Here is a 25,631-nt window from a genome sequence, read left to right as displayed (position 1 = left end):
TGGCGTTGAACGCCAGCTTGCTGCGTTGAACGCCGCCATCAGCACCCTCGAACAGCAGATGCACCGCGATCAGCCAGACCACCAGGGCTGAGCCCACCGGCCTCCAAGTGTTGCCGTAGCTGCTCAAGTCCCTTGTGCAGCAGTCGTTTCACTGTCATTGGGCTGACCTCCATCTGGCGGCCCAAGCGGCGGTAGCTCCAGCCCGCCAGCACCACTTGCCGCACCACCAGCCGCTGGCGAGGCTCCAGCAGGGCCAGCATTGTGGCCACCGAGAGCCCTGGTGAGGCATCGCCACAGGGCTCACCACACGTTTTGGCTGCCACCGCCTCGGCCAGGATCGGATCGTCCAGGTTGGCGGGTCTTGCCAACAGTCGCTGCACCTCCAGCCGCCGCCATTCCGTCGGGGTGATGCCGAGGGTCTGGCTCAGGGCCACGACTCCCAGGCTGGGATCTGCCTGGAGGATCGGATGGTGTTGCAAGCGGTTGAACCGCTCCTGCAGTTCCGCCTGTCGCCTGGGAAGCCGCACCACCGGTGCCTCGTCGCGCAGGTAATGGAGGATTGCCCCACGGATGTGTGGTCTGGCGAAGGCCTCGAACGGGGTGCGGCGTTCTTCGCTGTAGAGCTCGGCGGCCCGGATCAGTCCCATCAGGCCCACCTGGAGCAGATCTTCGAAGGATTCCCGGCAGCAGCGGGAGTAATGCAGGGCGAGGGGTCGGACCACGGCGCGATACTGCTCGACGCGGCGGTTGCGACTTGTGGTGGAGCCGCGATGGGTTGGGTGGCAGGAGGATGGGGTCATGGTCTGGAAAGCAAAGCCTGGGCTGGTTCGGTGGATCTGATCTGCCGCCGTGCCGTTAGGGCCGCGGTGATCTCCTTTCCAGGGAGGGACAGGCCTGCCGAAACACGCAACCGTGAAACCACGGAAGTTCTCGGTTCTGGGGCCGGAGCCGTGATCCGCTGGCTCAGGCGCGCAGGGCCGCCACGTGGGCCAGCAGGGACCAGGGACCGTGCCGCTCCAGCCACCCCCTGTCGGAGCCCACGGTGCAGAGCAGAAACCCTGCAAAGCCAAGGGCGTTGACACTGAAGCCGGCGCCGTGCTCCCGCACCCGGCGCACGGTCATGAACCACTGGTCGTCGAACAGGAGGTTGTAAGGGTGCAGCGGCTCGCTGTTGTTGCTGGGATCGCCGAGGTCGAGCGCGCGGGCATGGGCGCGGTAGAGATCCGCCAGGTCGGATCCGCCACAGGGATCGGTGCGCCGAGTGAGGCGATAAGCCCAGGTCCAGGAGGCCTCGGTCCCTGCCAGCTGCGCCAGAAACAGCGGAGCCAGCGGGCAGCTGAGCTCCCCCTGCCGGCGCGGCAGCAACTGCAGGTGCCGATGGGGCTGGCTGGCTCCGGATCGGGCACCGCTGTTGAAGAACCACAACCCGCCGGTGTCCTGGCTCACCTGCTGGACTGCCTGCCAGTCCGGGGACTCGATCCAGCCGCCCTGGGGCCGCCAGTCGCGGGTGATCACCAGCAGGTGAGCCTCCTGCACCGGGTACTTATTGAGCAGGAGCACGTGGGCGGGCCCCAGCAGGTCCACCTCCAGGGGGCTGTCCCAGGGGAGAAAGGGGTTGGGGCGCGGCCCCCCCTGGCGCAGGTGACGGGGCGTGGAGGAGAGGAGCTGGCGAACGACGAAGGGCTCAGTGCCAGGAATGTCCAGAAGACACGTCTCCAGGGGCACCAGGGCTCCCCCCAGGCGGGCCCGCTCCGACACCTCCCTGGCGCGCTGCCAATGGCGCTCAGCTCGCACCGGCCTGCAGACGGGCCAGGGAGGCGCCCTGGTAATAGCGCCCAAGGATCTCGTTGTAGCGCAGGCCCTGCTCGGCCAGATCCTGGGCGCCGTGCTGGCTCATGCTGGCGCCAAGGTGACCATGGGCCTCCTGGGTGATGCGCGTGGTGGCCGCGTAAAGGCTCTCGACGATCCCGCCCTGGTAGCTCAGGATCACCCCGGAGGTGCTGCTGGTGGCCTGGCGGGTGCGGGGATTGACACTGCCCAGGCCCCGGTAGGCCTGCCAGCGGGTGGTGTCGCCCAGATGCCAGTGGGCGCTGGCCGGGCGGGCCATGTGGGCCATGGCATAGGAGCGGGCCGCCACCGCCTGGGCCTTGAGGGCCTCCATCTGCCAGCTGCTGGGCATCTCGGCCCCCACCACGGAGCTGATGTAGCGCTCCAGGGAGACATGGTTCACCAGCTGGAGGCCCCTGGGACCACGCAGCACCCGGAGGCGGCCCTCATAGGGCCGTCCATCCACCGACAGGACATGACCAGAGCCGGTCTCCAGCCACACCTCGGCCCGGGCCGCCATGGCGGCGCCCAGGTCGGGCGAGGCGTCGGGGCCGCCATCCTGCACGGCGCGCCCATCGCGATCCACCAGTCGCCAATAGCCACTGGCGCCGAGCTGGGGGGAGGGGGAGGCTCCCAGCAGAGCCACCCGGATCTCCAGCGGCACCTCTGGGCCAGCCTCCGGCTCCACAAGGGACGGGTCGGGATGGTTCAGGCTGGTGCGTTGGGCCCGCAGTGACGTCGCGGCCAGGAGGTCCTTGTCTGGGGATTCCGCCGCGGTGGCGGACGATTGCGAGACCTCCCGGGGCTGGGCAATCAGGGCTTCGAGCAGATCCGGCTGCGCAGCAGACCGGGGGCCTGGGAGCAGGTCCTGGGCGGCAAAGCCCGCCCCTACCGCCACGACGGCCAGGGGAGCGGTCAGCAGGATGGGGTGGCGCCGGCAACCCTGAAGCAGGCGCCGGCCACTGGCACGGAGTGCGGCGAAGGCGGCCGCGTAGTGCCGACGCACAGCAGGATTCCACGAAGGGGTCGTCGGATCATGCCGGAAAACGCGACCCTGCACCCTCCTGGCGCAGGACGGTCGCCGCATTGCACCCGTGGTCCCGTGGGGGCCAAAGGCCGGGATCAGGTGGCGGCTTCAGCCTTCAGATCCCGCTGCATCAGCTCCTGCACCGCCTGGCGAGCCTCCACCTGACCCGCCAGCAGCCGCACGACCTGGTCGCAGATCGGCAGTTGCCAACCCTCCCGCTGAGCGAGGGCCAGGGTGGCCCGGGCGGTGCGGGGCCCCTCCACGGTGGCGCCGATCCGTCCGAGAGCCGTGCTCTCATCACACCCCTCCGCCAGCAGGGTGCCGAAGCGGTAATTGCGGCTCAGGCTGCTGTTGGCCGTGGCCAGCAGGTCGCCCAGGCCCGCCAGCCCGTAGAGGGTGGTGGGCTGGCCCCCGAGGGCCGTGAGAACCACGGCGATCTCCGACAGGCCCCGGCAGAGCAGGGAGGCCTTGGCATTGGCTCCCAGACCCAGCCCATCGCTGATGCCGGCCGCCAGGGCGATGACGTTCTTGAGCGCCCCGGCCGCCTCGGTGCCGATGGGATCGGCATTCGTGTAGAGGCGGAAGTGGGGGGCCCGCAGCTGCTCCTGCAGCTGAAGGGCCAGACCGTGATCCTGGCTGCTCAGCACGCTGGCCGCCGGCAAGCCCCGTTCCAGTTCACCGGCCAGATTCGGGCCGCTCAACACTGCCAGCGGCACGTCGGGGAGATGGCGGCGCCACAGCTGGCTGGCGGTGCAGAGGGTGTCCAGATCGATTCCCTTGCTGCAACTCAGCAGGGGGAGGTCCGCCGGCCAGTGCCCTTGCAGCTGGGCAGCCAGGGGGGCCACGCCCACCATCGACACGGCCACCACGACGAGATCGCAGTCCTGAAGCAGCGTGGTCGGCTGGCCCCCATCCCGCCGGGACCAGCTGCTGAGACGGTGGCCCTGACGCTCCCAGAGCCGCAGGAGCGTGGCGCCCCAGGCGCCCCGACCCAGCACCGTGATGCGCAGACTCATGGACCAACGCGGGGGTCGGTTCCCCTGATCGCCTTGCCATCATGCGCCATCCCCGAACGCACCATGGCGACCGCCCCCAATCCCTACTGGCAGGCCTGGGAGGGCCAGGCCCTCATCGTGGGTCCAGGGGGTCTGGGCCTGGCTCTGGCAGCCGAACTGACCCGGCGGGCGCCATCGCTGCGGGTGCGCACCGCCGGTCGCCGCGCTGCGGACCTGCCGCTCGACCTTGGCGATGACGTCAGCCTGGAGCGGTTCTCGGCCATGGCCGCCCACGACCTGAGCCCGTTGCGGGTCGTGATCAACACGGCCGGGCTGCTGCACGATGGCGCGCTGCAGCCGGAGAAGCGCCTCAGCCAGGTGCGTCGCCATGCCCTGGAGCGCAGCTTCGCCGTCAACGCCTTCGGCCCCCTGCTGCTGGCCCAGGCGATCGAGCCGGCCCTGGCGAGGGATTGTCCGGTGCACTTCGCCAGCCTCTCGGCCCGGGTGGGCAGCATCGGCGACAACCGGCTCGGGGGGTGGTACGCCTACCGGGCCGCCAAGGCGGCCCAGAACCAGCTGTTGCGCACCCTGGCGATCGAATGGCAGCGCCGCCTGCCCCAGGCCTGCGTGACCCTGCTCCACCCGGGCACCGCCGCCACCCCGCTCTCGGCCCCCTTCAGGGGCTCCCTGGCCGCCTCGGCCCTGTTCACGCCCGCCCGCTCCGCCTCCCACCTGCTTGATGTTCTGGAGGGACAGACGGCCACCAGCAGCGGCGCCTTCCTGGCCTGGGATGGTCAGCCGGTGCCCTGGTGAGGCTGCGGCCAGCGGTGAGGCTGGCTAGGCGGCGTGAGCGCGGAGCACCTCCAGCGGGATCACCTCCAGAGTGGCGATGGCGGAACTCTCCAGCCGCACCGGTGGGGCCATGCCGTCCTCGTAGGCCTCCAGCCAGCGGGCGGCACAGACGCACCAATGATCACCGGCCTGGAGGCCGGGGAACGAGTGGGCCGGCACCGGCGTGGAGAGGTCGTTGCCCTGGGCGCGGCTGTAGTTCAGAAACGACTCGTTCACAACGCAACAAACCGTGTGGCGGCCAAAATCGGCTGGATCGCCCTGGCAGTAGCCATCCCGGAACCAGCCGGTGAGGGGGGCACATCCACACTCCTGCAAGGGTTCTCCCAGCACATTGCGCTGGTCTTCTGGGGGCTGCAGAGAGGAAGCGGCCAAGGCCCGGGAGCAGGTGGAACGGGCTGAGTCTGCCGGAGGACTGGCACAAAAAGCGGCCAGGAGGTTGACGAAATCCGGGGGGGAGGCGTTAAAGGTCATTCAGCACGACCCCCTTCATGAGCTGGGATTTCACCGAGGATGCGGCCTTCCTGGCCCTCTGCGACGCCTACAAGGAAAGCGGTGAGCCCTCCGCCATGGAGTTTCTGGCCCATGGCGAAGGCGCCTTCCATTTCCAGGAACTCACCCAGAACGCGGCTGGGGAGGGCATCGATCTGAGCGATTCCGATGCCCTCGATGCCTTCCAGCAGGAGGTGATCGACAGTCTTGAAGAGCTGTGCAGCTGAAGGCGCCCCAAGGCCTCAGCCGTAAAAGAAGGCGATTTCCTTGTCCTTGAGCCCCTCCCAACCGGCCTCCCGCAGACGTTGGTCGAGGGTGAGCCGATCGAGGTGCTTGGCGCCGGTGCGCACGATGCGGTTACGCATCGACTTTTTGACTCCGCTGCGGGCCCGGCGAGCCTCCAGCTCCATCACTTCGCCGTAGAGGGCGAGCATGGCAGCCGGAATCGGCGTGCCGTCGAGGTCCACTCCGGCCGCAATGGCGTCATCGACGCCGCCGGGTCCTGCGATGGCCATGGCAAGGGAGGCAAAGGGTGCCCAAGCCTGCCACGTCCAGGACCCTGACCGGGGCTATCTCAGGCGCTGAAATAGCGGGCCTGGCTGTGCAGGGCCACCAGGGCCGTGGTGCTCTGCTCGGGCTCCAGCTGGTCGCTGTCGTCCATGGTGAGGCCAATGCGGTCAGTGCCCAGCCAGGCGAGCTGCTGGCGGGAGTCGGCCACGTTCGGACAGGCGGGGTAACCGAAGGAGTAGCGACTGCCCCGATAGCGCTGGGCCAGCACGTCCCGCAGGGCCGTAGGTTCCTCGGCGGCAAATCCCATCTCCCGCCGGACGCGGGCGTGGGTCCACTCTGCGAGTGATTCAGCCATCTGAACCGCCAGCCCATGGAAGTAGAGGTAGTCGGTGTAACGATCAGCCCGGAACAACTGCTGGGCAAAGCTGGTGGCGCCTTCGCCCATGGTGACAGCCTGCATCGGCAGCACATCCGTCGGCCGCAGGGTGCCGTCCGGGGCCGTCTCGAGGTCGCGGTAGAAGTCGGCGATGCAGTAGCGGTTGCCGCTGCGCTGGCGCGGCAGAACAAAGCGCCCCAGCTCAAGGGCAGCGGCCGCCGGTGGCGCCCCGGCCGCCATCCCCTCGGGGTCGAACACCACCAGGCCATTGCCGTCGCGGCCGCAGGGGAAGTAGCCGTAGGCCACCCGCGGGGTCAGCAGGCCTTCGCTGCGGCAGCGAGCGAGCCATTCCTGCAACACCGGCTCCGCCTTCTCGGCCAGCATCGCTTCATAGTCCTGCCGGCTCTGCTGCTGGGTCTTGCGCAGCTGCCACTGGCCGGCGAACAGGGCGTTGCGATCGAGGTAGGCGAAGACCTCGTCGAGGTCGATGGCCGCCTCGGTGAGCAGCCTCGATCCCCAGAAGGGGGGGATGATCGCTGCTTCGGCTGGCACGGCCGCGGAACGCTCCTCGCTGCCGGCGGCTGGAACGTCGGCTGGGGACCCCACCGCCAGCTCCATGACGGCCGTCGGCGTGGCCTCTACGGCGGCCGCTGGAGGGGCGGCGGGCTCGTTGAGGCCCAAGCCCTCGGGGGCAGCATCGAGGAAACCCTCGTGGTCGTCCCAGCGGCCAGCCGTTTTGGCCTCCATCAGGGCATCCATGAAGCGCAGGTCGGCGAAGGCATCACGGCCATAGATCACCTGGCCCCGGTAGGCCTGGCGGCAGTCGCCGTTGACGAACCGGGGCGTCAGGGCCGCACCGCCGAGGATCACAGGAACGGAAATTCCAACGTCGTTGAACGTTTCCAGGTTGTCCTTCATGAAGGCGGTGGATTTGACCAGCAGGCCGCTCATGGCGATGCAGTCGGCTGCGTGCTGCCGTTGGGCCTCGACGATGGCATCGACGCTTTGCTTGATGCCCAGGTTGATCACCTCATAGCCATTGTTGGTGAGGATGATGTCCACCAGGTTCTTGCCGATGTCGTGGACGTCGCCCTTGACAGTGGCGATCAGGAACTTGCCCTTGCTGCTCGATTCTCCCTCCTTGCGCTCCATGTGCGGCTCGAGAAAGGCCACGGCGGCCTTCATCGTTTCGGCGCTCTGCAACACGAAGGGCAACTGCATCTGGCCGGAGCCGAACAGTTCACCTACCACCTTCATGCCATCCAGCAGGTAGGTGTTGATGATCTTCAGGGGTGGATGCACCGTGAGGGCCGACTGCAGGGCGATATCCAGGCCAATGCGTTCACCATCGATGATGTGCTGCTTGAGACGCTCCTCAAGCGGCAGATCGGCCAGCGACGGTCCTGAGGCCCGGGCCTCTTTGGCGCTGACCCCCTCGAACTCGGTGGTCAGAAGGGTGAGCGGGTCATGGACGCAGATACCGTCTTCGAATCGGCGCCGGTCGTGGATCAGATCGCGACAGATCTGCTGGTGCTCTTCGCTGATCTTGGCCAGCGGCAAGATCTTCGCCGGGCTGATGATGGCGGCATCCATGCCGGCCTCGCAGCAGTCGTGCAGGAACACCGAATTGAGCACGATGCGGGCGGCCGGAGACAGCCCGAAGCTGACGTTGCTGACCCCCAGCACCACATGGACCCCGGGAAGTTCGCTGCGGATCCGGCGGATCGCCTCGATCGTGGCGGCCGCATTGGCCCGGTCCTCCTCGATGCCCGTGGAGATGGGCAGGGCGAGGGGGTCGTAAAAGATCTCGTGGGCTGGAAGGCCGAATTCGAGCGCATCCCGGTAGGCCCTCTGGGCGATGGCGAACTTACGCTCGGCGCTGCGGGCCATGCCCTCCTCGTCGATCGTGCCCACCACCACCCCGGCGCCGTAGTCACGGGCCAGTTCGAGCACTTTGAAGAAGCGCTCATCGCCATCTTCGTAGTTGGTGGAGTTGAGAATGCACTTGCCGCCGGCCACCTTGAGGCCAGCCTCCATCTTCTGCCACTCGGTGGAATCGAGCATCAGCGGCAGGTTGACGTTGGTGACCAGTCGGCTCACCAGGTCGTGCATGTCCTTGACCCCGTCGCGCCCCACGTAATCGACGTTGACGTCGAGCACATGGGCGTTTTCCTTCACCTGGCCCCGGGCCACCGCCACCAGGCCATCCCAGTCCTCGGCGTTGAGCAGCTCCCGCACCTTCTTCGAGCCGCTGGCATTGAGCCGTTCGCCGATGATCAGGAAGGAGTTGTCCTGAAAATAGGGGGTGACGCCATAGATCGAGGCCACCGCCGGTTCGTAGTGGAGCAGGGGCCGCTGCAGCCGTTGCTGGGGCCGCCGCACCTGCCGCTGGGCGGGTTGCAGACCGGCGGCGAGCTCCGCCAGCGCACCGATGTGGGCCGGGGTGGTGCCGCAGCAGCCACCGATCACCTGGACGCCGAGATCTTCGACGAAGTGCATCATCTGCATCCTCATCTCGGTGGGGGTGAGGCGATAGTGGGCCACCCCGCCAACGTTCTCCGGCAATCCCGCGTTGGGAATGCAGCTCACCACGAAGGGACTGTGCTGACTCAGGTAGCGGATGTGTTCCTTCATCTGCTCGGGCCCCGTGGCGCAGTTGAGGCCGAGCACGTCGATCGGGAAGGGCTCCAGGATCGCCACCACGGCGGCGATATCCGAGCCCACCAGCATGGTGCCGGTGGTTTCCATGGTGACGGAGACCATCAGGGCTCGCCGTTCCCCGGCGGCACTGAAGGCCTCCTCAATCCCCTGCAGCGCCGCCTTGATCTGCAGCACGTCCTGGCAGGTCTCGACGATGAACAGATCAACGTCGCCGGCGATCAGGCCAGCGGCCTGCTCCCGGAACGAGGCCTTCATCGTGTCGAAGTCGATGTGGCCCAGGGTGGGCAGCTTGGTGGTGGGACCGATCGATCCAGCCACGAAGCGGGGTTTTTCCGGGGTGCTGAAGGCGGCGGCCATCTCCCTGGCCAGTTCAGCCGCCCGGCGATTGATGGCGAAGGCCTGATCCTCCAGCCCGTACTCGGCCAGCACGATGGAGGCGGCCCCGAAGGTGTCCGTTTCGATCACATCGCAACCCGCCTCCAGGAACAGGCGATGCACCGCCTGGACCGCATCGGGCCTGGTGAAGACGAGGTTCTCGTTGCAGCCCTCCAGGGCTGCGCCACCGAAATCCTCCGCTGACAGGTCCATCTCCTGCAGGGAGGTGCCCGTGGCGCCGTCGAAGACGAGCACGGGACGACCTGGGCCATGCAACCAGTCGAGGAAGCCGATGCGATCGGTGGGGCAGTGGATGGCGGCGGAGACGACCATCAGGCGTCGAGGCGAATACGGGTGACCCAGTGGTCATAGGAAGGATCGCGGCCCTCCGTGATCGCGGTGAGGCGGTCGCGCAGACGCTCCATCACGGGCCGATGGCTGGGTAGGTCGGTGGATTCAATGCGACGCACCGGGGTGACCCTGGCGGCTGTGCCGCTGAGGAACACCTCGTCGGCGATCATCAGTTCGGTCTTGTCGACCGCCCGCTCGAGCACGGGGATATCCATCGATCGGGCCAGTTCCATGAGGCTGGCCCGGGTGATGCCCTCGAGGATGTCCTGATCGACGCCGGGGGTGATCAGCACACCGTCCCGGACGATGAACAGATTCATGCCGCTGGCCTCGCTCACTTTGCCGCGGCTGTTGAGCAGCAGGGCCTCATCGAAGCCGCTTTTGACCGCTTCGGTCTTGGCCAGCGAACTGGTGATGTAGGCCCCACTGATCTTGCCCCTCAGCGGCAGGGAGCGGTCCTCCTGGCGGCACCAGCTGCTGATCCGGCAGCTGACACCCTCAGGGGACAGATAGTCGCCCATCTCGATGCCGTAGATGAGGAAGTCGGTCTGGATGTTGTGCAGCCGCGGGGCGATGCCGAGATCACTGGTGTAGACGAAGGGACGCAGGTAGATCGGGCAGGTGGGCCTGTTGGCCTGCAGAAACGCCTGGATGGCCGTGTGGATCGTCTCCTCGGCAAGCTCGGTCAGCAGCAACCGGGCGCTCTGGCTGAGGCGGCGAGCATGGCGATCGGCGCGGAACAGCAGGATTTCGTTGTTGTCGGCGGGATTGGGCAGGGCCCGCATGCCGCCGAAGGCACCCGTGCCGTAATGCAGTGCATGGGTGGCCACCGACAGGGTGGCCTCGGCAAAGGGGACGCATTGTCCGCCGAACCAGGCATAGGGCAGGAACTGGTGCATGAAAGGCGGTGGCGATGCTGCGATCTTCTCATCGCGTTCGGCAGGATGGGGTGATGCATCGACTCGCGTCCATACCCGGTGACAGGACGGAGGACGGCGGGACCCTCTTCGTGGAACAGCCACCGGCGCCGGTGGTGCTGCTCAGCAGCGCCGACACGGATCTGCTGGCGGTCTCCCAGCTGCTGGAGGCCGAGCCGGCGCTGCTGCCGGCCGAACTGAGGGCTCTCAACCTTTCGGCGCTGATGCACCCGGCGGTGATCGACCACTACGTGGCCACCACCCTGGCGACCAGCCGGCTGGTGGTGGTGCGCCTGCTGGGGGGACGCGGCCATTGGAGCTACGGGCTGGAGTGCCTGCGTCACTGGGTCGCCACTGGTGAGGGCCGCCAGTTGCTGGTGCTGGCCGGCACCGCCGAGGAGGAGCAGGCCCTGGCCTGCCTCGGCAGCCTCGATGGCCCCCTGGCCATGGCCTGTGCGGCCTGCCTGCGGGAGGGGGGAGCCGCCAATCTGCGCCTGTTGCTCCAGACCCTGGCGGCCCTGCTGGCCGGCGAACGCCCCGCGCCACCCTGCCCCAGCCCCGCCGCCGATCCCCTGCCCCACGACTGGCGCGACGAGCCTGGCGCCCGGGTGGGGGTGATTCTTTACCGCGCCCTGTGGCAGGCGGGGGATCTGGCCCTGATGGAGGCGCTGCTGGCGGCCCTGCGCGGCCAGGGGCTGGCACCGCGGGGCCTTTGGGTCAGCAGCCTGCGGGACGGGGCCGTGCAGCGGGGGGTGGCGGATCTGCTGGGGCGGGAACAGGTGGAGGCGGTCCTCTGCGGCACGGGCTTCGCGTCGGTGTCGTTTGAGGAGGCGGGTCTGGGGGCTCCCCTGTGGGACCAGTTGGGGGTGCCGGTGTTGCAGGTGCTGTGCAGCGGCCGCAGCCGCGGGGCCTGGCGCCAGAGCAGCATCGGCCTGGGACCCCTCGACCTGAGCCTGCAGGTGGCCCTGCCGGAACTGGATGGGCGCCTCACCACCCGGGTGGGGGCCTTCAAGGAGCGGAGCTGCACCAGCGACAGCCTGGCCACGGCCCTGCACCGCTACGAACCGGACCGGGAGAGACTCGACTGGATCGCCCAGCTCACCGGCGCCTGGACCCACCTGCGGCTGACGCCGGCCCCCGAGCGGCGGCTGGCCCTGGTGCTGGCCAACTACCCCAACCGCAACAGCCGCCTGGCCAATGGCGTCGGTCTGGACACCCCGGCGAGCGCCGCCCTGATGCTGGGCTGGCTGGCGGAGGCCGGCTACGACCTGGGGGCGGCTGCTGAGCAGCCCGCCGATGGCGATAGCCTGATCCACCGGCTCCTGGAGGGCCGCAGCAACGACCCGGAGAGCGGCCATCGCCCTCCCCTGGCCCACCTGCCCCTGGCCGCTTACGCGGCTTGGTACGCCACCCTGCCGCTGGAGGGCCGCCAGCGGCTGGAGGCGGTCTGGGGGCCGCCCGAAACCGATGCGGGCCTGGAACGCGTGGGTGGGGGCCCGGCCTTTCCGGTGCGGGGGCTGCGTTTCGGCCGGGTGCTGCTGCTGATCCAGCCCGAACGCGGCTACGACCGCGATCCGAGCCTCAGCTACCACAGCCCCGATCTGCCCCCCACCCACGCCTACCTGGCCCAGTACCTGTGGCTGCGCCAGAGCTTCGGCGCCCAGGTGGTGGTGCACGTGGGCAAGCACGGCAACCTCGAATGGCTGCCCGGGAAGGGGCTGGGGCTGTCGCAGGACTGCTTCCCCGAATGGGCCCTGGGGCCCCTGCCGCACCTCTACCCCTTCATCGTCAACGACCCGGGCGAGGGCAGCCAGGCCAAACGCCGTGCCCAGGCGGTGATCCTCGACCACCTGACCCCGCCCCTGGGCCGGGCCGGCCTGCACGGTGACCTGCAGGGCCTCGAGGCCCTGCTCGATGAGTACTGGGAGGCGCGGCAGCTGGGCAGCGCCCGGGCCCCCCTGCTGCGGGAGCGCCTGGGCTCCCTGCTGGAGCAACTGCAACTTCCCGCCATGGCCCAGGCGGACCTGGAAGCGCGCCTGGAGGCGGCCGACGGCTACCTGTGTGAACTCAAGGAGGCCCAGATCCGCCTCGGCCTGCACACGTTCGGCACCCTGCCGGCGCCGGCGAAGCTGGCCGAACTGCTGCTGTGCCTGGCCCGGGCGCCCCAGGCGGGACAGCCGGGCCTCACCCAGGCCCTGGCCCTCGACCTGGGCCTGGATCTCGACCCCTGGGCCGACCCGGAGGAGGCCCCCCTCACCGCCGCCGACCGCGCCCGGCTGGCTGGCCATGCCCAGCCAGGCAGCCTGCTGCGCCATGCCGGCGACGGGGTCGCGGTGCTGGAGGCCCGTGCCCTTGTCCTGGTGGAGGAGCAGCTGGCCGCAGCCGCCGGGGCGCCGGAGGAGACACCGGGGCCCGCCACCGAACGGGCCCTGCAGCACCTGCGCCAGGCCCTGCTGCCGCCCCTGCTGGCCTGTGGCGAGGCGGAGCGCCAGGCCCTGCTCACGGGGCTGGCCGGCGGCCGCATCGCCGCTGGTCCCTCGGGGGCCCCCACCCGCGGGCGGCCCGACCTGCTGCCCACCGGCCGCAACTTCTACAGCGTCGATCTGCGCGGCCTGCCGACGGAGGCCGCCTGGGACCTGGGACGGCGCAGCGCCGCGTTGCTGTTGCAGCTCCACCTGCAGGAGCAGGGCGACGACCTGCGCACCCTGGCCCTCTCGGTGTGGGGAACCGCCACCATGCGCAACGGCGGCGAGGACATCGGCCAGGCCCTGGCCTTGATGGGCGTGCGGCCCGTCTGGGATGGCCCGACGCGACGGCTGGTGGATGTGGAGGTGATTCCCCTGCGTCTGCTCGGGCGGCCCCGGGTGGATGTGACCCTGCGCATTTCCGGCCTGTTCCGCGATGCCTTCCCCCAGCTGGTGGGCTGGTTCAACCGTGCCACCCGCCTGGTGGCGTCCCTGGCCGAAGACCCCGAAGACAACCCCCTGGCCGCTTCAGTCCGGCAGGAGGGCCATGGGGGGCGTATCTACGGATCGGCGCCCGGGGCCTATGGGGCCGGGCTGCAGGGCCTGATCGACAGCGGCCACTGGGAGGAGCGCGGCGATCTGGGCGAGGCGTTCCTCAACTGGAGCGCCTGGCGTTACGACGGCGATCCCAGCGATGGAGCCAGCGGCGGGGCCATCGCCGCCACCGCAGACCGGAGCGGACTCGAACGGCGTCTAGCCCAGGTGCAGGTGGTGCTGCACAACCAGGACAACAGGGAGCACGATCTGCTGGATTCCGATGACTACTACCAGTTTCAGGGCGGCCTCAGCGCCGCCGCCGAGCGGCTCCAGGGCCAGGCCCCGGCCCTCTGGTTCGGCGACCATTCCCGCAGCGAGCGTCCCCGGCTGCACCGCGTCGAGCGCGAATTTGACAAGGTGCTGCGCTCCCGCCTGCTCAATCCCCGCTGGATTGAGGCCATGCAGGGCCATGGCTACAAGGGCGGCTTCGAAATGGCCGCCAGCCTGGATTATCTGTTTGCCTACGACGCCAGCACCGGGCGGGTGCCGGACTGGGGCTACGGCGCCATCAGCGCCGCCTGGCTCGAAGACGGGGCCGTGCGGGAGTTTCTGGGCCGCTCCAACCCCTGGGCCCTGCGGGACATGGCCGAACGGCTCCTCGAAGCCCACCATCGGGGCCTGTGGGAAGGGGCCGACCCGCAGCGGCTGGAGCGGCTGCGGGCCCTGGTGCTGGAGAGCGAGGGCTTGGTGGAGCAGCGCTGAACCAGGCCCTCACTCCTTTGAGGGGATCAGAGGTCGAGATCCCGCGCCATCGAGCGGAAGGGGTCGGTGTTACCGGGTTTGGCGGGCTGCTGGCTGATCTTCGGCTGGCTCTGGGCCTCAATTTCCTTCTGTTGCTTGGCTGCCGCCGCTGCGCCGGGCACGTTGGTGGGAGTCACGGCGGACCCCTTCATGCGCTGACCCAGCTCGGCGACGCTCATCGTCTGGGCGAAGGTCTTCTTGACGGGCTTGGGGATGCCACCGGTGAGGTTCACGGAACCTTTTTCCGTGGGCTGGATCCCAGCCAGACCAGGGGTCATCTTCTCGACCCGGGCCTGCATCGAGGCCACCTCCGCCACCATCTCCTTGTCCCCGGGGCTGTCGGCATTGCCAGGGAAGGTGCGGCGGATGGTGTTCGACCGCTTCATGAACTGGACATCGCCCAGGCTGGTGGAAGCCTCGGGATCAAGGAAAAAGGATTCGGCCTTGGGTTTGGCCTTGGCCGCAGCCTCAGGCTTGGTCACCGAGGCGGCACGGGAACCGAACAGACGATCGAACAGGCCCATCGACGCATGCAGAAACGTGTCAGCAAACCCTAGCGGCCACGGAGCACCAGCCCATGGGTATCTGTACCACAACTCATCAGAAGGCCCCGCCGCTCCAGGTCCGTCGCGATCGCCTCGCAGACCAGTTCGGTGGGTTGCCAGCGGGGCTGCATGGCGTAGTCATACCAGACTTCGGCCCCGTCGAAGCCCAGAGCATCCGCCGCCGCAATCAGGCGCTGGTGGGGCAGGCGGTAGCGGGCGGGATGGGCCAGCAGGGCCAGGCCCCCGGCGGCCCGGATCGCCGCCAGCACCGCTTCGGCCAGCAGGCCCGGCCCCACCACGGAGGTGCCCTGCAGGTAGGGATCGAGGGAGGGGTGCTCCTCGGCGAAACCCAGCCCCAGCACGTGCACCAGGCACCCCTCAAGCAGGCAGCTGATTTCCACCCCGCGCCAGAGGGTGGGCGTCGCCGCTCCCCGCTGGCGGTGGTCAGCAAGGGACGCGGCAATGGCCCCATGGGCAGCCAGGGCGTGGTGATCGGTCACCGCCAGGTGCTCCAGGCCAATGGCCACGGCCTCAGCCGCAAGGTCTTCCGGGTGGAGGCTGCCGTCGCTGCAGATGGTGTGGCAATGGAAGTTGAGCCGATCCGGGCAGCTGTCGGCCTGCACCTGCCGCAGCACCGGCGTCAGGGGATGGGCGAGAGCTTCAGGCCGCAGCACCACCACTCTCCTGCTGGGCCAGCCGTTCGCTGCGCAAGCGCCGCCAGCGGGCATAGAACTGGATCGAGGCGGCCATGGCCACCACCAGGGCCACCAGGAACCATGTGGCGGCCCCTAGGGGGAACTGGTTCTTGAACACCACCAGCATCACCACCAGCACCAGCAGCAAGGTAGGCAGTTCATTGAGGGCCCGCAGCTGGCGGCCACTCCAGCGGCACTGACCCCGCTGCAGCTGGCCCATCAGCCGGTAACAGAACCAGTGGTAGACGAGCAGGGCCGCCACGAAGGCCAGCTTGGCGTGCATCCAGGCCTGTTTCAGCCAGGCCGGCTCCACCAGCAGCAGACCCACGGCCATGGCCACCGCCACCACCATGCCAGGGGTGGTGATGATGTTGGCCAGGCGCCGCTCCATCAGGGCGTACTGGTCCTCGAAAGCCTGACGCAGGGGGGGATCCAGCTCGGCCGCCTCCCGGTGGTAGATGAACAGCCGCACCAGGTAGAACAGCCCGGCGAACCACACCACCACCCCGACGATGTGGAGTGTCTTGAACCAGAGGTAGGCCTCGGGGGGCCAGCTCACGGCCAGCGGCAGCGGCAGCGTCATGTCAGGACCTGGGGGAACCGGGACTCGCTTCGGATTGCCAAGTTAGTCGGCAGTAGCGGCGGGCCACGGCGGCGGCGTAGGCCCGGTCCACAGGACCGACCCTTGGGCTGATGACGCCGTCGCGGCAATCCACCACGATCCGCTCCCGGTGGTTCTCCTGGTCGCTGACCCGCAGCTTCAGCTGCCAGTGGCGCTGAGCACTGCGGCTGAATTCGTCGCCGCAGACCGGGCCGACGCAGAGGCCCGGTGCCGCCCAGGCCCCCCGGGGAAACCACAGGAGCAGCAGCAGGGCCAGCAGCCATCCGGCCCAAAGCCCAACCGAACACCGACGCGCGGCCTGCAACCTTGAGCCTGACGTCATCCCGCCAGCTCCATCGGGGCGTCCTCCCCTTCGCCGGGCCCTTCGGGTCCATCCATGGGGGGATGGAAGTGCTCCCACACCTGCCGCGCCATGGCCGGTCCGATCCCGGAGACGGCGGCGATCTGCTCGGGAGTGGCCAGCTGGATGGCGTCGATGGAGCGGAAGTGGGCCAGCAGATCCTTGACCCGCTTCGGACCCAGCCCAGCGATGTCGCTGAGACGGGAGCGCTTCATCCGTTCGCCCCGCTGCTGGCGGTGGTAGCTCACGGCGAAGCGGTGGGCCTCGTCCCGCAGCCGCCGCAACAGCACCACCCCCAGCTGGTCGGCCTCGGTGTCGAGGGGCTGGCTGGCGCCGGGCAGGAACACCTCCTCCCGTTGCTTGGCCAGGGAACACACCGTCAGGTCCTCGTGCAGATCCAGCTCTCGCAGCGCCTCCATCACTGCCGACAACTGGCCCTTGCCGCCATCGATCATCACCACATCCGGCCAGTCGCTGAGGCCATCGGTGTGCAGGGCCGAAGCACCGTCCCGGCGCAGGGCGGCCAGGTCGGCCCCTTCCGCCTTGGCCTGGGACCAGCGGCGGAAACGCCGCCGCATGATCTCGGCCATGGCCATGAAGTCGTCGGAATGGCCGGCGCGGATGCTGCTGCTGCGGATCCGGTATTTGCGGTAGTGCTGCTTGGCCGGCAGGCCGTCGATGAAGACCACCTGGGAGGCCACGGCGTCGCTGCCCTGGATGTGGCTGATGTCGTAGCCCTCGATCCGCCGGGGCGGCACCGGCAGCTCCAGCAGCTGGGCCAGGTCTTCGGTGGCCAGTTGCTGCTGCTCCGCCCCCCTTTGGGCCCGGGCCAGTTCGAAGCCGGCGTTGCGCTCCACCAGTTCAATCAGGTCGGCCTTCTGGCGCCGTTGCGGCACGGCCAGTCGCACCTTGCGGCCCCGCCGCTCCGCCAGCCACTCGCCGATCAACTCCTGGGCCGGCAGCGCGTGCTGCAACACCAGTTCCGGAGGAATCTCCACGGGCTCCACCTGGCTGTAGTGCTCCTCGACCACCCGCTGCAGCACCTCGGCCGGTGTGGCGATGGCCGCATCGGCAGTGTAGCCCAACCGGCCCACCAGCTTGCCGGCACGCATCTGGAAGATCTGCACCGCCGCCACCCGATCGTCCGCCGCCAGGGCGATCACATCGCGGCTGACGGAGCTGTCCCCCAGGCTCATCTTCTGGTCGGCGGTGAGCAGGTCGAGACCCTGCAGCTGATCCCGCACCCGGGCGGCGGACTCGAAATCGAGCCGCTCGGCATAGCGGTCCATCTGCTGCCGCAGCAGATCCAGCAGTTCGTCATTGCGGCCCTGGAACACCATCGCCACCTTGCGCAGGATGTGGTGGTAGTCGTCGGAGCCGATCTTTTCCTGGCAGACCCCCGGACAGCGGCCGATGTCGAAGTTGAGGCAGGTGCGGTCGCGGTAGAGGGGCTGGGGACGCTGGCGCAGGGGAAAGACCCGCTTGACCACCGCCAGGGTGCGGCGCAGCAGCCCCACATCCACATAGGGCCCGTAGAAGCGATCCAGGGGGCTGCTTAGACGGCGGCGGCGCGTGATGAAGAGGCGCGGGTAGGCCTCGCTCCAGGTGATGCAGAGGTAGGGGTACTTCTTGTCGTCCTTCAGCAGGACATTGAAATGGGGCTGGTGGTTCTTGATCAGGTTCGACTCCAGCGCCAGCGCCTCCGCCTCGCTGTCGGTGACGATGAACTCGATCTCACAGACCTGCCGCACCATCAGGGCGATGCGGGGGCTGATGTCGTGGGAGTTGCGGAAATAGCTGCGCACCCGCGCCCGCAGACTCTTCGACTTGCCGATGTAGAGGATGCGGTCGCTCGCATCCCGCATCAGATAGCAGCCCGGCTCCGCCGGCAGCTCCCGCAACCGGGCCGACAGCCGCTCACGCTGCAGCAGCAGCGGTCCGACGACGTCCCCAACCGGAGTGCCGCCCGGCTCAGCCATGGCGGCGCCTCAACCGCCGTACTGCCAGCCCGTGGCGGACAGTTCCAGGGCGGGGGCATCGCGGTGCAGGGTCGCCGATTTCACTTCCCCCACGAACACGGTGTGGTCGCCATGGGCCACCTGGCCCACCACGGTGCACTCCACGGCGCCAAGGGCATCGTCCAGAACGGGCAGACCCAGGGGCCCCAGACTGAACGGGGCCGCGTCAAAACGTCCGCCCATCCCCTTCTGGGGCTTGAAGAACACGGCCGCCAGGTCCTTCTGATCGGCGGCCAGCACGTTGAGGCAGAAACGCCCGCTGCGCTCGATCATGCCGTTGCTGGTCGAGTCGGCCCGCACCGCCATCACCACCAGGGGTGGCTCAAAGGAGCCCTGGGTGACCCAGCTGGCGGTGAAGCCGTTCACCTCCGCGCCTTCGGCCACGCCGCAGATGAACACGCCGTGGGGAATCTTGCGCAGCAGCGTCTTCTTGGCGGCCGCGTCCAGAACAACGTCGGTCATGGGGGTGGGCGGCAGGGATCCAGCGACTCTAGGAACCCGACCGGGTCCGTCTCCATAGGCTGGGCGCATGCGAGCCCTCTATCCCGGCAGTTTCGACCCCCTCACCCTCGGCCACCTCGACCTGATCGAGCGGGCGGCGCACCTCTTCGATGGCGTCGTGGTGGCGGTGCTGATGAACCCCTCCAAGCAGCCCAGTTTTCCGCTCGAGCAACGGCTGCAGCAGATCCGCACGGCCACCGAAGGGCTGGCCGGCGTCGAGGTGGGTCATTTCGACGGTCTCACCGTGACCTACGCCCACACCTGTGGCGCCCAGGTGATCCTGCGGGGGCTGCGGGCCATGAGCGACTTCGAATTTGAGTTGCAGATCGCACACACCAACCGGACCCTGGCCCCCCGCGTCGAGACCCTGTTCATGGCCACCTCAGCGCACCACAGCTTTCTGAGCAGCTCGGTGGTGAAGGAGGTGGCCCGCTTCGGTGGGGATGTCGCCCACATGGTCCCGCCGGGAGTGGCGATCGACCTGGAGAGGCTCTTTAATCGACTGGCAGCGTCAGAATCCTGATATGTCTGAAGTCCGTTTCTCCGTTCTCGACCAGCTGGACCAGCTGGAGGACATCGTCCTCGAAGGCAGCAGGATCCCGTTCAGCGGCGGACGGCTGGTCAACGAGCAGGACGCCATCGAAATGATGGATGCCCTGCGTGAGGCCCTGCCCGGGCAGATCTCCCAGGCCGACGACCTCATCCGCCAGCGGGAGGGCTTCATCGAGAAGGCCAGGCTGCAGGCCGAGGAGATCGTCACCCAGGCCCGCCGCGAGCGGGAGCAGCTGATCAACGCCGCCGCCATCCGCCAGGAGGCCGAACGCCAGGTGACGGAACAGCGGGAACTGGCCCGTCAGCAATGTGAGCAGATGGTGCTGCAGGCGCGCCAGCAGGTGGCCCAGACCGAGCAGGAGCACCAGGCCCGGATGGCCCAGTTCGAGCAGCAGTTCGCCGGCCGCCGTCAGCAGCTGGAGCAGGAAGCCCAGCAGCGCCGCCAGCAGCTGGAGCAGGAGGCGGCGGACCGCAACCGCCAACTGCTGGAGCAGCACGAACGCGGCCGGGCCCAGGCCCTGCAGGATCTCGAAGGCATCCGCCAGGAGGGGCTGCGCCTGCAGCGTGAAAGCCAGACCGAAGCCGAGCGCCTCCACGCCGACGCCCTGCAGTTCCGCCAGCAGACCCAGCAGCAGTGCGATGCCCTGATCGCCCGCAGCCGCCAGGAGGCTGCAGCGATCCAGGAGGGCTCCAACCGCTACGCCGAGCAGGTGCTGGGGGAACTGGAGGTGCGCCTCAAGGAACTCAGCCAGGTGGTCCTGGGGGGTCGGCGCGAACTGGTGCGGCTCCAGAGCCAGGAGACGGCGATTGCCAGCCGCCCCCCCGAAGCTCCGATCCCCCTGGAGAACGCCACGGTCGACAGGGCCCGCCGTGTCGCCGGCCGCCTCAAGCGGGCCGCCGGCCGGGGCCTGGCCAGCTGAGGCTGGAGCGCCCGGAGTCCTGGGGCGCTCCGAAAGCTCAGAACGCCGGTTGACAGGCCCCTGCGGACTGGACCTGGCGCAGGACACGGCCGATGGTGGTGTTCGGAGCCCCCGCCCCGGCGGACACGGCACTCACATAGCGGGGGCCGTCTGCCGTCTGCAGGACGCCGCTGATCGAGCGCACGCCCGTCAGGGTGCCAGTCTTGGCGAAGAACTGACCATCCAGGCTGGTGCCTTTGTAGAGATTGCGCAGCGTGCCCCGCCGACCGGCGATGGCCATGGAACTGAGGTAATCCCTGGAGTAGGGATGGTGATCCATGCGCAGCAGCAGGGCCACCAGGAAACGGCTGGTGAGCCGGTTGGCGCGATCCAGGCCGCTGCCGTCGGCGATCCGGACACCCTCCATCGGCAAGCCCTGGGCATTCAGCCAGAGAGCCGTGCGCCGGCTGGCTTCGGGCAGGTCCCAGGTGCCGGCGGCCTGACGCAGCAGCACCTCGGCGGTGAAGTTATGGCTTTCGGTGTTGGCCAGGCTGAGCAGGCCATGCATCGAGGTGGAGGGCTGCTCATGCAGCAGGACGGCGTCGCTGGGGAGCGGCTGCCGCGCCGAGACCAGGGCCAGCTGCACCGGCTGGCCGCCGCTCTGGGCCATGGAGCGGCGTAGCAGGGTCTGCAAGCGCGAGGCGGGATTGCTCACCGCGTCGTCGATCGCGTTGCTGGTGATGGCCAGCCGGGTGATCGGCGCGCCGTAGGCATAGACCCGATCCCCCGGATGCCAGCCACTGGGCCACCAGTTCTGGGGCGCTTCCTCCGCCAGCTCCAGCCGCACGGGGCTGCCAGCCGCCATGGCCAGCTGGGCAAAGCGCTGCAGCTGGGGCAGGGCCAGATCGGGATCCCCCTGGCCGACCATGCGCAGGGTGCCGTCCTGGAGACGCCACAACTGGGTGGTGAGTCGGTAGTCGGGGCCGAGCCGGTCGAGGGCGAAGGCGGTGCTGATCAGTTTCTGGTTGGAGGCCGGCACCCTGGGCAGGCGCCCGTTGACATCGGCCAGCAGCCGTCCACTGCCATCGGCGACGCTGACGCTCCAGCGGGACTGTTCCGACCCCAGGGCCTGGGCAAGCTGCCGTTGCAGCAACGGACAGCTGACCTCCCCGGCCAGCCGCGGCATCCCCACCGGGGGCGGCGCCTCCGGTAAGGCGGCCATCGGCAGGGGGCGCAGGGCCCGGGGTGAGGGCAGCGCCGGGGCGTTCTGGGCCCAGGCCGCCGTGCCCAGGGGACTGGTGCTCCCGGCCATCAGCAGGATGGCCACCGCCCGCAGCGGGCTGTAGGGGCAACGGAACCCAGGGGACAGGCGGACGGGCGCGGTCATCTCAGGAGGCTCCGAGTTTCAGATCCGTGACAGTGCCGTTGAAGCGGAAGTTGGTCCCCTCCAGCTCCACCGGGGCACCGATCTTGATCGTTTGGTTGCCGAAGACAACCCCGCCGCTGGTGCGACGGCCCTGGCCCTCCAGGACGAAACGTCCATCAAAGGTGCTGAAGGTCTTCTGGTTGGGATCGGGGGCACTCACCACCTTTCCGTCGGGGGTGAGGGTGGAGATGATCCGATCAAAGGGAATGATCTGCTTCACCGCCACGCTGCCGTGGGGCTGGTTGCGAATCACGATCGCCACCTTGCCCTCCTGGCGGATCTGTTGCAGCAGCTCCAGGGGGGTGGCGGCTGGGGCACCACGCACATCCACCATCACGGTGACGGGCTCAAGGGCCCCGGTGGCCTGGGCCACGGCCCCGCTCAGACGGGGGCTCCAGATCACGCCCCCGATCGCCAGCAGCGCCGCAGCGGCAGCACCGAGGTCGATGGGGCTCCAGGAACGGGACCGGGGCGAATCGCTGGGCATGGGCACCTGAAAGCCAGGCAAGTGTACGCAGCCTTTCCGGGATGCACCAGCCGGGCCGGCGGGTCAGTTCCGCAGGTCTTCGATCATCTGGCCAAGGGCCCGCAGGTTGCTCCCCAGACCAGGCTCCTGCCCGCCGCTGAGGACCAGCTCCTGCTGCTCGGCATCGGGTTTCTGCTCGAAGCGCCCGGCCAGCCGATAACCGTCGGGGTCGAGTCGGTAGAGCTCCCACTCACCCGGGTAGGCGCAGCGCAGGGCGCGGTCGGACTGGGGCAACAGGGCATAGGCGGCCCGCCAGCCGGCCAGGAAACCCTTGCGGCGCTGGCGCGCCACGCTGCCGATGCCGATGGCGGCATCTTCCAGAGAGGAATTGATCAGCACCACGCTGTCGCCGTGGCCGCCGCACACCGCTTCCACCAGCTCGTAGTCCGCCTGGCTGGCCCCCACCAGCAGCAGCACCCCCCGGGAGGGTTCCTGCTGCTGGAGCCGGCGCTGGTCGGAGAAGCTGCCAATGCGATCGGCGAGGGCAGGGGCATCGCGGCGGGCCAGGGCCGTGGCACCGGCATCCGGGAACAACAGCCGCAACGCGGGCCGCTCTGCCAGCAGCCCTTCCAGCAGGCGCAGCACCACCGGCAGCAGCCGCAAGCCTTCAAAACGGAACTCCACGGTCCAGCGACCTCCGGATCCGGACGCCAGGGCCGCCTGCAGGGCCTCGCGGGCTTCGGCCTCGGCGGTGCGCAGATCAGCAGGCAGCATCGGCGTGCGACAAGGCTGGGCGGACCCTACCCAGGCGCTGCGGCGACACGGCGGCGTGCCTCCTCCAGGGCCGCCGGCAGCCCGGCCAGATCGGCCGGGGTGAGCCAGGGGCCCAGGCTGAGTCGCAGGCCGCTGGCGGCCTCCTCGGGGTTGTAGCCCATGGCGAGCAGCACGGCACTGGCCCCCGCGGCCCCGCCACTGGTGCAGGCCGATCCACTGCTGACGGCGTAACCCCGCCGGGCCAGCTCCCGCACCAGCCGGCGTCCGCTCAGTGATCGTCCCGCCGGGCCAGCCACCAGCAGGCTGATGTGATGGGGCAGGCGCCCGCAGGGGTCGTCCGGGGCCGGCCCGCTGAGGCGCACCCCCTCGAGCGGCAACAATGCCTCCAGAAGCCGATCCCGCAGGGGGCCCATGGGGTCCACTCCGCCGTGGGTCGCCAGTCGCTGCTCGGCCAGCGCCAGGGCCGCCGCAAACCCCGCCACCAGGGCCACGGGCTCGGTACCGCCGCGGCGGCCCGCTTCCTGAACTCCGCCGATCAGGGGGTCCAGTCGGAGCCCGCGCCGCACCAGCAGGGCGCCGACACCGCGGGGGCCCTGCAGCTTGTGGGCCGCGCAGCTGAGCAGGTCCACCGGCAGCTGGCTGAAGTCGAGGCTTTGGTGACCCACCACCTGCACGGCGTCGACATGCAGCAACACGCCGGCCTGGCGGCAGAGCTTGCCGATGCGGGTGATCGGCTGGAGCGTGCCCACCTCGCTCTGGCCCCAGAGGATCGAGACCAGACGGGTCGGCGGCTGCAGCAGCGCCTCGAGGGCCTCCAGGTCCACCACACCGCGGCGATCCACCGGCAGCAGCTGCCGCTGCCAGCCCCGCCTCTCCATGGCGTCGGCAGCGGCGTAGCTGGCGGGATGCTCCACCGCCGAGAGCAGCACCCGGCCGGGCTCCAGGCAGCCGGCGCAACCGATCAGGGCGGTGTGGATCGCTTCGCTGCCACCCGAGACCAACACCAGCTCGTCGCTGCCGCAGCCCAGGCATGACGCCAGGGCCTGGCGGTCGCGCTCCAGTCGGTCGGCTGCCGCCAGGCCGAAGCCGTGCAGGCTGGAGGGATTGGCCCAGGCCTCCCGATGGGCACGGTCCATGGCGTCGAGCACCTCCGGCGCCGGGGGGCTGGTGGCGCAGGCGTCGAGGTAAACCCCTGGGCGGAGACCTGCCGACCCAGGGGGCTCAGGGGGCGGCGGGTTCATCACGGCAGAGGCGGTCCCGGGTGCGGGATTCCAGGGACTCGCCGGCCAGGGTGACCAGATCATCGAGGGAGCGGCCCTCCAGCAGGGCCGTGACGCGGGCGCGGGCTTCAGCGCTGGCGCAGGCCTCGGGGCGGAGGCAGCCGTTGACGCACAGCGTCGCGCAATCGATGGCGGGACGTGCGTCCAGGGCAACCCCGAACATCGAGGGGGCCACCACACCGTCGAACACCGCCTCGGCCGGACCGGTCATGAAGACATGGCCGCTGGCCCCATCCCAGTCGATCTCCAGGGGCCCGCCGGGCAGATCGAGCCGGGCCTGGCGGTCGGCCAGACCCAGCAGGTGGCAGGCCACCAGGGTGGCGCAGGCACCGGTGCCACAGGCCAGGGTGGGCCCGGCTCCCCGCTCCCAGACGCGCATCACCAGATGGTCGGGGGCGATCACCTCAACGAAATGGACGTTGGTGCGGGCCGGGAAGGCCTCGTGCACCTCCAGGGCGGCACCCAGGGTCTCCAGATCGATGGCTGCCACGTCATCCACCGGCACCACGGCGTGGGGATTGCCCATGCCGGCGGCCGCCACGGCCATGGGCTGGCCCAGCACCTCCAGCATCCCAACCGGCAGCCCCTCCACCCCCATGGCCAGACCTGTGGGAATCGTCTCCGGCGTCAGGAACGGGGCACCCATATCAACGCGGATGCGCCCGTCCTCGGCCAGGGCCGGCACGATGCGGCCGGCCAGGGTCTCGACCTCCCAGCGGCGAGGGGCGACGTCGCCATCGCTGTCGGCCAGGAAGCGGGCCAGACAGCGGATGCCGTTGCCGCACATCTCCGGCTCGGTGCCATCGGCGTTGAAGATCCGCATCCGCAGTTCGCCGCCCTCCCGGGGCGGCAGGGCCAGGATGACGCCATCGGCGCCGACCCCGAAGCGCCGGTCACAGAGCCGTTGCACCCGTTCGGGAGTCAATCCGAACGGGTCGTCCAGATCCCCTAAGCTGCGGCCGTCAAGCAGCAAGAAGTCATTCCCAAGGCCCTGATATTTGCTGAATGGGAGCACCTGACGCACCGTTCCGTAAGTCCTGGAGGTTGGGATGGATCCTATGCAGAGTTTCTTTGAACGGCGGGGGCCCAGGCTCGACACGACCCTGCCCAGTGTGCGCCATGTTCAGGAGCTGATCCGCATCCGCACCCCCGTCAACGTCGTGCTGCTCTCCGGTCAGGAGTGTGATGGCATCATCCGCTGGCAGGACTGCCATTTCCTGGCCATGAGCACCGAACCCGGCACCCCGTTGCTGCTGATCAGCCTGACGGCGATCGCTTCGTTGCGCGCGCTCAGCTGAGCCACCCATGGGCTGTGACACGATCACCCCCA

At 69.2% G+C, this 25,631-nt stretch carries 25 protein-coding genes; 6 read left to right on the top strand and 19 right to left on the bottom strand.

Annotated features, from left to right (window positions below; translation table 11 throughout):
- Window positions 1-38: 38 nt before the first annotated feature.
- The 4 genes from KBZ33_RS04810 to KBZ33_RS04795 form a co-directional block, all read right to left on the bottom strand.
- The gene (locus KBZ33_RS04810; protein WP_254950725.1) at window positions 39-800 is read right to left on the bottom strand and encodes a sigma factor; all 762 of its coding nucleotides are present in this window, start codon (window positions 798-800) and stop codon (window positions 39-41) included.
- Window positions 801-963: 163 nt separating this feature from the next.
- The gene (locus KBZ33_RS04805) at window positions 964-1,794 is read right to left on the bottom strand and encodes a DUF4922 domain-containing protein (RefSeq protein ID WP_254950724.1); all 831 of its coding nucleotides are present in this window, start codon (window positions 1,792-1,794) and stop codon (window positions 964-966) included.
- A complete protein-coding gene (locus KBZ33_RS04800) occupies window positions 1,784-2,833 on the bottom strand; it encodes a SpoIID/LytB domain-containing protein (protein WP_254950723.1) in 1,050 nt (349 codons plus the stop codon). Before KBZ33_RS04800 ends, KBZ33_RS04805 begins: the two co-directional genes overlap by 11 nt.
- Before the next feature lie 116 nt (window positions 2,834-2,949).
- Window positions 2,950-3,870 carry an NAD(P)H-dependent glycerol-3-phosphate dehydrogenase gene (locus tag KBZ33_RS04795; RefSeq protein ID WP_254950722.1) on the bottom strand — a complete coding sequence of 307 codons (921 nt, stop codon included), beginning with the start codon at window positions 3,868-3,870 and terminating at the stop codon, window positions 2,950-2,952.
- A gap of 63 nt (window positions 3,871-3,933) precedes the next feature.
- On the opposite strand from KBZ33_RS04795, the gene KBZ33_RS04790 reads away from it, so the two are divergent.
- The gene (locus tag KBZ33_RS04790) at window positions 3,934-4,662 is read left to right on the top strand and encodes an SDR family NAD(P)-dependent oxidoreductase (protein ID WP_254950720.1); all 729 of its coding nucleotides are present in this window, start codon (window positions 3,934-3,936) and stop codon (window positions 4,660-4,662) included.
- Between the two features lie 24 nt (window positions 4,663-4,686).
- On the opposite strand, the gene KBZ33_RS04785 is transcribed toward KBZ33_RS04790, so the two are convergent.
- Window positions 4,687-5,073, bottom strand: a complete 387-nt coding sequence (locus KBZ33_RS04785) for a DUF2237 family protein (protein ID WP_254950718.1) — start codon at window positions 5,071-5,073, stop codon at window positions 4,687-4,689.
- 116 nt (window positions 5,074-5,189) lie between these two features.
- Between KBZ33_RS04785 and KBZ33_RS04780 the strand changes: the two genes are divergently transcribed.
- Entirely contained in the window at window positions 5,190-5,417 is a 228-nt protein-coding gene (locus KBZ33_RS04780) for a hypothetical protein (RefSeq protein WP_254950716.1), read from the top strand.
- A 15-nt stretch (window positions 5,418-5,432) separates the two neighbouring features.
- On the opposite strand, the gene KBZ33_RS04775 is transcribed toward KBZ33_RS04780, so the two are convergent.
- The 3 genes from KBZ33_RS04775 to KBZ33_RS04765 are packed head-to-tail and all read right to left on the bottom strand — an operon-like array spanning window position 5,433 to window position 10,362.
- Window positions 5,433-5,705 (bottom strand): DUF4090 family protein, encoded by a 273-nt coding sequence (locus KBZ33_RS04775; RefSeq protein ID WP_254950714.1) that lies wholly within the window; start codon window positions 5,703-5,705, stop codon window positions 5,433-5,435.
- Window positions 5,706-5,764: 59 nt separating this feature from the next.
- Window positions 5,765-9,445: a methionine synthase gene (gene metH / locus KBZ33_RS04770; RefSeq protein ID WP_254950712.1), complete on the bottom strand. Its 3,681-nt coding sequence runs from the start codon at window positions 9,443-9,445 to the stop codon at window positions 5,765-5,767.
- A complete protein-coding gene (locus tag KBZ33_RS04765; protein ID WP_254950711.1) occupies window positions 9,445-10,362 on the bottom strand; it encodes a branched-chain amino acid transaminase in 918 nt (305 codons plus the stop codon). Before KBZ33_RS04765 ends, metH begins: the two co-directional genes overlap by 1 nt.
- A gap of 53 nt (window positions 10,363-10,415) precedes the next feature.
- Between KBZ33_RS04765 and cobN the strand changes: the two genes are divergently transcribed.
- A complete protein-coding gene (cobN, locus tag KBZ33_RS04760; protein WP_254950710.1) occupies window positions 10,416-14,144 on the top strand; it encodes a cobaltochelatase subunit CobN in 3,729 nt (1,242 codons plus the stop codon).
- Window positions 14,145-14,170: 26 nt separating this feature from the next.
- Here the strand turns inward: cobN and KBZ33_RS04755 are convergent, their stop codons facing one another.
- From KBZ33_RS04755 to KBZ33_RS04730, 6 genes are read right to left on the bottom strand one after another with little or no spacing between them, the layout of a single operon-like run.
- Window positions 14,171-14,707 (bottom strand): hypothetical protein, encoded by a 537-nt coding sequence (locus tag KBZ33_RS04755; RefSeq protein WP_254950708.1) that lies wholly within the window; start codon window positions 14,705-14,707, stop codon window positions 14,171-14,173.
- A 29-nt stretch (window positions 14,708-14,736) separates the two neighbouring features.
- Complete coding sequence (locus KBZ33_RS04750) at window positions 14,737-15,402, bottom strand: PHP domain-containing protein (protein ID WP_254950893.1); 666 nt, start codon at window positions 15,400-15,402, stop codon at window positions 14,737-14,739.
- On the bottom strand, window positions 15,389-16,006 hold the full coding sequence (gene hemJ / locus KBZ33_RS04745) for a protoporphyrinogen oxidase HemJ (RefSeq protein ID WP_254950706.1): 618 nt from the start codon (window positions 16,004-16,006) through the stop codon (window positions 15,389-15,391). Before hemJ ends, KBZ33_RS04750 begins: the two co-directional genes overlap by 14 nt.
- Before the next feature lies 1 nt (window position 16,007).
- Window positions 16,008-16,367, bottom strand: coding sequence for a hypothetical protein (locus KBZ33_RS04740; protein ID WP_254950704.1), 360 nt, complete (start codon window positions 16,365-16,367; stop codon window positions 16,008-16,010).
- Complete coding sequence (gene uvrC / locus KBZ33_RS04735; protein WP_254950703.1) at window positions 16,364-18,364, bottom strand: excinuclease ABC subunit UvrC; 2,001 nt, start codon at window positions 18,362-18,364, stop codon at window positions 16,364-16,366. The genes KBZ33_RS04740 and uvrC overlap by 4 nt, the downstream gene beginning before the upstream one ends.
- 9 nt (window positions 18,365-18,373) lie before the next feature.
- Window positions 18,374-18,865, bottom strand: a complete 492-nt coding sequence (locus KBZ33_RS04730) for a flavin reductase family protein (protein ID WP_254950701.1) — start codon at window positions 18,863-18,865, stop codon at window positions 18,374-18,376.
- Between the two features lie 67 nt (window positions 18,866-18,932).
- Here KBZ33_RS04730 and coaD point away from each other — a divergent pair, with 67 nt between their 5' ends.
- Window positions 18,933-19,427 carry a pantetheine-phosphate adenylyltransferase gene (coaD, locus tag KBZ33_RS04725; RefSeq protein WP_254950700.1) on the top strand — a complete coding sequence of 165 codons (495 nt, stop codon included), beginning with the start codon at window positions 18,933-18,935 and terminating at the stop codon, window positions 19,425-19,427.
- Window position 19,428: 1 nt separating this feature from the next.
- Complete coding sequence (locus KBZ33_RS04720) at window positions 19,429-20,376, top strand: hypothetical protein (RefSeq protein WP_254950699.1); 948 nt, start codon at window positions 19,429-19,431, stop codon at window positions 20,374-20,376.
- Between the two features lie 37 nt (window positions 20,377-20,413).
- Here KBZ33_RS04720 and KBZ33_RS04715 read toward each other — a convergent pair whose 3' ends face one another.
- The 5 genes from KBZ33_RS04715 to dapF all read right to left on the bottom strand — a co-directional run bounded on the left by KBZ33_RS04715 (window position 20,414) and on the right by dapF (window position 25,316).
- Window positions 20,414-21,742, bottom strand: coding sequence for a D-alanyl-D-alanine carboxypeptidase/D-alanyl-D-alanine-endopeptidase (locus tag KBZ33_RS04715; RefSeq protein WP_254950697.1), 1,329 nt, complete (start codon window positions 21,740-21,742; stop codon window positions 20,414-20,416).
- Between the two features lies 1 nt (window position 21,743).
- Window positions 21,744-22,268 (bottom strand): DUF4330 domain-containing protein, encoded by a 525-nt coding sequence (locus KBZ33_RS04710; protein ID WP_254950695.1) that lies wholly within the window; start codon window positions 22,266-22,268, stop codon window positions 21,744-21,746.
- A gap of 63 nt (window positions 22,269-22,331) precedes the next feature.
- Window positions 22,332-23,021, bottom strand: a complete 690-nt coding sequence (locus KBZ33_RS04705; RefSeq protein ID WP_254950693.1) for a DUF1995 family protein — start codon at window positions 23,019-23,021, stop codon at window positions 22,332-22,334.
- 26 nt (window positions 23,022-23,047) lie between these two features.
- Complete coding sequence (locus tag KBZ33_RS04700; protein ID WP_254950691.1) at window positions 23,048-24,262, bottom strand: cysteine desulfurase family protein; 1,215 nt, start codon at window positions 24,260-24,262, stop codon at window positions 23,048-23,050.
- Window positions 24,243-25,316, bottom strand: a complete 1,074-nt coding sequence (gene dapF, locus KBZ33_RS04695; RefSeq protein WP_254950892.1) for a diaminopimelate epimerase — start codon at window positions 25,314-25,316, stop codon at window positions 24,243-24,245. Before dapF ends, KBZ33_RS04700 begins: the two co-directional genes overlap by 20 nt.
- A 43-nt stretch (window positions 25,317-25,359) precedes the next feature.
- On the opposite strand from dapF, the gene KBZ33_RS04690 reads away from it, so the two are divergent.
- Window positions 25,360-25,599: an Hfq-related RNA-binding protein gene (locus tag KBZ33_RS04690; protein ID WP_254950689.1), complete on the top strand. Its 240-nt coding sequence runs from the start codon at window positions 25,360-25,362 to the stop codon at window positions 25,597-25,599.
- Window positions 25,600-25,631 lie beyond the last annotated feature (32 nt).

It is taken from the genome of Cyanobium sp. Cruz-8D1 (assembly GCF_024345975.1).
In the GTDB taxonomy this organism is placed as follows: Bacteria; Cyanobacteriota; Cyanobacteriia; order PCC-6307; family Cyanobiaceae; genus Cyanobium.
Note: the sequence above shows the minus strand (reverse complement) of the source record. Positions and strands in the feature narration are given on the sequence as shown.